1 protein-coding gene is annotated in these 917 nt (G+C 65.1%); it reads left to right on the plus strand.

Annotation, left to right across the window (positions count from 1 at the left end; all coding sequences use genetic code 11):
* Positions 1-917: VCBS domain-containing protein (locus tag CUC44_RS18485; protein ID WP_208621089.1), on the plus strand; the 917-nt coding region annotated here is incomplete at both ends.

A 917-nucleotide genomic window follows, 5' to 3' on the forward strand; every position in this document is an offset into this window, starting at 1 on the left:
AGATGTGTATAAGAGACAGCACCGTCACCATCACCATCACCGGCGTGAACGATGGCGCGGTGATCAGCGGTGCCGACAGCGGTGCGGTGACCGAAGATCTGAACGTGGTCAGCGGTAACCTGACCGAGACCGGCACCTTGAGCGTGACCGACGTGGACGGGGCGGATGAAGCCAAGTTCGTGGCCGGCAACGGCACCCCGAGCGCGGGTGCACTGGGCAGCCTGACCATCACCGAAGGCGGTGAGTGGACCTACAACGTGGCCAACGGCGACGTGCAGTACCTGGGCAAGGGGGAGACCAAGCTGGAGACCTTCGTGGTCAAGAGCCTGGACGGCACCGAGCACACCGTCACCATCACCATCACCGGCGTGAACGATGGCGCGGTGATCAGCGGTGCCGACACCGGTGCGGTCACCGAAGATCTGAACGTGGTCAGCGGTAACCTGACCGAGACCGGCACCCTGAGCGTGACCGACGTGGACGGGGCGGACGAAGCCAAGTTCGTGGCCGGCAACGGCACCCCGAGCGCGGGTGCACTGGGGACCCTGACCATCACCGAAGGCGGTGAGTGGACCTACAACGTGGCCAACGGCGACGTGCAGTACCTGGGCAAGGGTGAGACCAAGGTCGAGACCTTCGTGGTCAAGAGCCTGGACGGCACCGAGCACACCGTCACCATCACCATCACCGGCGTGAACGATGGCGCGGTGATCAGCGGTGCCGACACTGGTGCGGTGACCGAAGATCTGAACGTGGTCAGCGGTAACCTGACCGAGACCGGCACCCTGAGCGTGACCGACGTGGACGGGGCGGACGAAGCCAAGTTTGTGGCCGGCAACGGCACCCCGAGCGCGGGTGCACTGGGGACCCTGACCATCACCGAAGGCGGTGAGTGGACCTACAACGTGGCCAACGGC

The organism is Aeromonas lusitana (genome assembly GCF_002812985.1).
GTDB lineage: Bacteria > Pseudomonadota > Gammaproteobacteria > Enterobacterales > Aeromonadaceae > Aeromonas > Aeromonas lusitana.